Here is a 5,477-nt window from a genome sequence, read left to right as displayed (position 1 = left end):
CGAGCGGGGCCCTTCCTCGTGCCCGGGATCGTGCCGGGCGGGCGGCGTCCGCCCCGTCAGGCGGCGCGCTCGCCGCGCAGCGCCAGCCACGCCTCGCGGCGCTCGGCCTGCAGCGCGGGATCCGCGACCGGCGAGGCCATCAGCAGGCGGCGGCTGTAGGCGTCCTGCGGATCGCCGGTGACCTGCTCGCCATCGCCGGTCTCGACGATCGTGCCGCGGTACATCACCGCGACACGGTGGCAGACGCGGCGCACGACGCCGAGGTCGTGCGAGACGAAGAGGTACGAGACGCCGGTGTCGCGCTGCAGCTCGATGAACAGGTCGAGGATCGCCGCCTGGGTCGTGAGGTCGAGCGCGCTCACGGGCTCGTCGCAGATGATGAGCTTCGGCCGGCGCACGAGCGCCCGCGCGATGGCGATGCGCTGCCGCTGCCCGCCCGAGAACTCGCTCGGATAGCGGTCGATGACGTGCTTCGGCAGCCGTACCCGGTCGAGCATCTCGCCCACCACGGCCTTCGCCTCGGCACGACTCGCACCGGCGGTGGCGAGCGGTTCGGCGAGGATGTCGCCGACGGTCATCAGCGGATCGAGCGAGCCGTAGGGGTCCTGGAAGACGACCTGGATGTCGGCGGCGAGCGCCCGGCGGTCCCGGCCCGAGGCGTGCGTGATGTCGCGGCCGTCGAAGGCGATCGAGCCGCCAGCGACGGGCACGAGGCCGAGGATCGCTTTGCCGAGGGTCGACTTGCCCGAGCCGGACTCGCCGACGAGGCCGAGGCACTCGCCGGGGGCGATCTCGAGCGAGACCTCGTGCAGCACCCGGTTCGGCTTGCGGCGGGTGCCGTACTCGACGACGACGTCCTTCGCCTGCAGCAGCGGCGCGGCGGATGCGGTCGCGCTCATGCGCGCACCTCCTTGCGGTCGGCCTCGGTCGAGGCATCCGTGGTGTCCGTGGTGCTGGTCCCCGGCGTGGGGTCGTCAGCGGCGACGGCGGAACCGGTCAGCGCGAACGCGCGGTCGAGCTCGGCGCGGCTCTCGGCCCCGTCGAGCGAGGCCGCGATGAGCTCCCGCGTGTACGGCTCCTCGGGGGCCGAGAACAGCTGCGCCACCTCGCCGATCTCGACGATGGACCCGTGCCGCATGACGACGACGCGGTCGCAGATGTCGGCGACGACGCCGAAGTTGTGGGTGACGATGACGAGCGCCATCCGGTACTCCTGCTGGAGTTCGCGCAGGAGCTCCAGCACCTCGGCCTGCACCGTCACGTCGAGCGCCGTGGTCGGCTCGTCGGCGACGAGCACCGAGGGCTTCGCGGCGATCGCGCCGGCGATGAGCACACGCTGGGCCATGCCGCCGGACAGCTCGTGCGGGTAGGACCGCATGACCCGGGGCGGATCGGCGATGCCGACCCGTTCGAGCATCGCGAGCGCCCTGGCCTTCGCGTCGGCGCGGCTCATCCCGTGCACGGCGCGGAGCGGTTCGGTGAGCTGATGCCCGATCGTGAACGAGGGGTCGAGGTTCGTCATCGGCTCCTGCGGCACGTAGCCGATCTCGCGGCCGAGCAGGCGCGCCCGGTCGCGGCGGCCGAGGGCGGTGACGTCCTCGCCGCCGATCCAGATCGCGTCGGCCGTGTAGCTGCCCGTCTTCGGCAGCAGGTCGAGCACCGAGAACACGGTCTGCGACTTGCCGGAGCCGGACTCGCCGACGATGCCGAGCACTTCGCCGGGCGCCACGTCGAGCGTGATGCCGTGCACCACCTCGACCTCGCCGTCGGCGGTCTCGTAGCGCACCCGCAGGTTCTCGATCTGCACCGCCGAGTCCACCGCGGCGTGCGCGACGGCGCCGGTCGAGGCGGTGACGGCGAGCGGTTCGCCGGAGGCCGCGGCGCGCTCCGCCGCGCGGCGGGCGCGCCGCGCCTTCCGCGAGGGCAGCGGGGCGGTGACGCTCACGACGTCTGCGAGGGTCGAGCCGAGCACCGCGAGCGCGGCGATCGAGATGCCGAGGGCGAGCGAGGGCCAGAGCAGCAACAGCGGGTCGGTGCGCATGACCCGGAAGCCCTCGTTCATCGCGGCGCCCCAGCCTGGGGTGGTGCCGCCGCCGATGCCGAGGAACTGCAGGCCCGCCTGCATGCCCATCGCCATGCCGGCGGTGAGCGCGGACTGGATGACGATCGGCGCGACGACGGGCCGGATCACGTGCCGCCCCATGATCCGCGCGTGCGAGAGGCCGGAGACCTTCGCCGCGTCGACGTAGGCCTCGTTCCGCACGGCGAGCACCGTCGCGCGGGTGAGCCGGAAGTAGCCGGGCGCCATGAACACACCGACGGTGACCATGAGCAGGTTGAAGTCGTTGCCGGTGTTCGCGCCGACGATGAGCAGGATGATCATGCCGGGCACCGACTGCACGGCGTCGCTGATCCAGGTGCCGATGCGGTCGGTCGCGCCGCCGAAGTAGCCCGCCGCGAGCCCCGAGGGCACGCCGATGACGAGCGAGGTCACGATCGCCACGAGTGCGCCCCAGAGCGTGATCTGGGTACCCCAGATCAGCCGGCTCAGCACGTCGCGGCCGGTCGTGTCGCCGCCGAGCGGGTGCTCGGGGCTCGGCAGGGCGCGGGTGATGGAGAGGTCGACGAAGTTCGGGTCGTACGGGGCGAGCAGCGGCGCGAAGACCGCGACGAGCACGATCAGCACGAGGATGCCGAAGGAGATCGCCCCGGCGGGGCGCTTCAGCAGGCGGACGAAGACGGAGCCGCGACGGCCGGCGCGGGTGTCGATGTTCTCGGTCAGCGGGGAGGTCACTTCACACGCGCCTTCGGGTTGATCCAGCCGAGCAGGATGTCGAGCAGGAAGTTGATGATGACGACGAAGACGACCGTCACGACGGTGATGCCGAGCAGCATCGGGATGTCGCCGTTCTGCGAGGACGCCTGCGTGAGCGGCCCGATGCCGGGCAGCGCGAAGATCTGCTCGACGATGATGGCGCCCGAGAGCAGGCCGACGAACATGAGCGCGAGGATCGTGAGCGAGGGCGGGGCCGAGTTCCGCAGCAGGTGCACGACGATCCGCCACTGCGGCAGGCCGCGGCTGCGGAGCGTGCGCATGTAGTCGAGGCCGTCGGCGCGGATGATCGCGTTGCGGAGCTGCTCGGCGATCATCACGACGGCGCCGAGGGCGAGGGAGATCGCGGGCAGGGTGATCGATTGGAGCCATCCGCCGACCGACTCCTGCGGCTGCACGTAGCCGACCGCGGGGAACCACTTGAGCTGCACCGCGAAGGTCATGACGAGCAGGAGCGCCACCCAGAAGCCGGGCAGCGCGAAGAGGATGACGGCGCCGGCCTTCACGAGCTTGTCGATCCAGGTGCCGGGGCGGAGCCCGGCGAGCACGCCGAGCAGGCCGCCGAGCACGGCGGAGAGCAGCACCGCGGCGGTGACGACCGAGAGCGTGACGGGGAGCTTCAGCGCGATCTGCGCGCCGACGGGCTGGAAGTTCTTCCAGGAGTCGCCGAGGTCGCCGCGGAGGAGCCCGGCGATCCAGTCGCCGAACTGCACGATCACGGGCCGGTCGGTGCCGATCTTCGCCGCGAGCGCCTGCTGCGCCTCGGGGGTGGCGGCGCTGCCGAGGAGGCCCAGCGTGGGGTCGGGGATCGCGGCGTGCGCCAGGAAGAAGGTCGCGGTCGCCACGACGGCGAGCAGGATCACGCCGGAGACGAGCCGTTTGAGCGTGAAGGTGAGCATGGGGTCTCCTGGATCGGGTGCGGACTCGGGGGAAGCCGGTGGGACGGGGCCGCGCGGGCTGCGCGGCCCCGTCCCGAGGCGGTCAGCCCACGACCTCGATCTGGCGGAGCGTCGGGAACATCATGCCGATGACCGGCGTCACCTCGAACTCGGAGGTCGAGATGTAGGTGTTCGTCGACTGGCTCCACACCGAGAAGAAGGCCTGCTCGGTGACGAGCTCGTTGAGCTTCTCGATCGCGGCGATCTGCTCGTCGCCGGGCTCCGCGGTGAACACCGTGTCGATCTGAGCCTGGATCTCGGGGAACGCCTCGATGCCGGGGTTCGGGTTGTACCACTGCGGCTTCGCGATCTGGCGCTCGACCGTGGCGACCGGGTTGCCGTCCATCGCGATGACCGCGACGAACATGGGGTACTCGGGCGCGACCGACATGTACTGCATGAAGTCGGTCTCCTTGAAGGTGACGCCGATGCCGAGCTCTCCGAAGGTCTGCTCGATGATCGCCTGCCACGGCTGGAACGGCGGGGCCATCGGCATGGTCACGTCGAAGCCGTCGGCGTAGCCCGCCTCGGCGAGCAGCTGCTTCGCCTTCTCGATGTTCGCCGGGTACAGCTCATTCAGCGACTTGACGTAGCCGGGGGTGTCGGCCGGGAACACCTGGTTGGTCGCGACGCCGACGCCCTGACCGATGGTGTCGACGAGCTCCTGCCCGTTGAACGCGTAGTTCAGCGCCTGGCGCACGCGGACGTCGCCGAGCGGCTTGCCCATCTCGGTCGCGCCGAGCCGGTCGCTGAACTGCAGGCCGACCCACATCGAGAGTCCGCTGGCGACGTTCCAGCCGTTGTCGGGGGCCAGGTCCATCGCGGTCTTGTCGCCGTAGATGAGGTTGAACTGGCCGCCCTCCATACCGTTCAGCATGGCGGTCGCGTCCGAGAGCGGCGAGATGGTGAGCGGGTCGAAGGGGAAGTCCTCGGCCGCCCAGTGGTCGGCGACCTTGTCGAAGTGGTACTCCGCGCCGGGCACCGAGCTCGCGCCCAGCGTGTAGGGGCCGGAGCCGACGGGGGCGGTGGCGAGCGAGCCGTCGTCGATGGCCGAGGGCGCCATCATGTAGCTGCGGCCGAGGCCCATGAAGTAGAGGATCGTGTCGTCGCGCTGGGTGAGGTGGATCGCGATGGTGTCCTCGTCGACCGCCTCGAAGCTCTCGACCTTCTGGTACGCCTCCTGCGAGCGGACGCCCGCCTTCAGGTACTCGAGGCTCTTCACGGCGGCTTCGGCGTTGAAGGCCTCGCCGTTCGAGAACTCGGTGTCGGTGCGGAGGTTCATCGTGATGGTGGTGAAATCGTCGGACACCTCCCAGTCGGTCGCGAGGCCGGGCTGCGGCTGGCCGTCGCCGTCGATGGTCAGCAGCGGGTCGTAGACCGCCGACAGGTAGGGGCCGTCGAAGCCGATGTCGGCGAGCGAGGGGTCCCAGGAGGTGACGTCCAGGAAGTTGCCGATGCTCAGCGGGTGGACCGAGGTCCCGCCGTCACCGTCGGAGGGCGCGTCAGTACCGGACGTGCACGCGGTGAGCGCGAACGCGGCGGCCGCGGCGAGGGCGACGCCTGGCAGTGCCTTCTTCATGTCTTCTTCTCTCGATTGCGGGGAAACAGGTGGGTGCTGCGGGACATCGCGGTCAGGGCGAGTGCCGATCCCTCCGGTCGCGTTCTGCGCGTCGATGCGCCGCGGCGCCGTAGCCGTGGAGCTCGAG

At 70.8% G+C, this 5,477-nt stretch carries 4 protein-coding genes; all 4 read right to left on the bottom strand.

Annotation, left to right across the window (positions count from 1 at the left end; translation table 11 throughout):
- Positions 1 to 56 precede the first annotated feature (56 nt).
- The 4 genes from IEY71_RS06660 to IEY71_RS06645 all read right to left on the bottom strand — a co-directional run bounded on the left by IEY71_RS06660 (position 57) and on the right by IEY71_RS06645 (position 5,350).
- On the bottom strand, positions 57 to 899 hold the full coding sequence (locus tag IEY71_RS06660) for an ABC transporter ATP-binding protein (protein ID WP_189084457.1): 843 nt from the start codon (positions 897 to 899) through the stop codon (positions 57 to 59).
- Positions 896 to 2,794: a dipeptide/oligopeptide/nickel ABC transporter permease/ATP-binding protein gene (locus IEY71_RS06655; RefSeq protein ID WP_189084456.1), complete on the bottom strand. Its 1,899-nt coding sequence runs from the start codon at positions 2,792 to 2,794 to the stop codon at positions 896 to 898. The genes IEY71_RS06660 and IEY71_RS06655 overlap by 4 nt, the downstream gene beginning before the upstream one ends.
- The gene (locus IEY71_RS06650) at positions 2,791 to 3,732 is read right to left on the bottom strand and encodes an ABC transporter permease (protein WP_189084455.1); all 942 of its coding nucleotides are present in this window, start codon (positions 3,730 to 3,732) and stop codon (positions 2,791 to 2,793) included. The genes IEY71_RS06655 and IEY71_RS06650 overlap by 4 nt, the downstream gene beginning before the upstream one ends.
- An 82-nt stretch (positions 3,733 to 3,814) precedes the next feature.
- A complete protein-coding gene (locus IEY71_RS06645; RefSeq protein WP_189084454.1) occupies positions 3,815 to 5,350 on the bottom strand; it encodes an ABC transporter substrate-binding protein in 1,536 nt (511 codons plus the stop codon).
- Positions 5,351 to 5,477 lie beyond the last annotated feature (127 nt).

The sequence above is a fragment of the Agromyces mediolanus genome (assembly GCF_014648575.1).
GTDB lineage: Bacteria > Actinomycetota > Actinomycetes > Actinomycetales > Microbacteriaceae > Agromyces > Agromyces mediolanus.
This window is presented reverse-complemented; position numbering and strand designations above follow the sequence as displayed.

What these genes read in the sequence shown, in the direction of transcription:
- IEY71_RS06660 (WP_189084457.1), bottom strand. Translation starts at nt 899, where the DNA reads ATGAGCGCGACCGCATCCGCCGCGCCGCTGCTGCAGGCGAAGGACGTC.
- IEY71_RS06650 (WP_189084455.1), bottom strand. Translation starts at nt 3,732, where the DNA reads ATGCTCACCTTCACGCTCAAACGGCTCGTCTCCGGCGTGATCCTGCTC.
- IEY71_RS06645 (WP_189084454.1), bottom strand. Translation starts at nt 5,350, where the DNA reads ATGAAGAAGGCACTGCCAGGCGTCGCCCTCGCCGCGGCCGCCGCGTTC.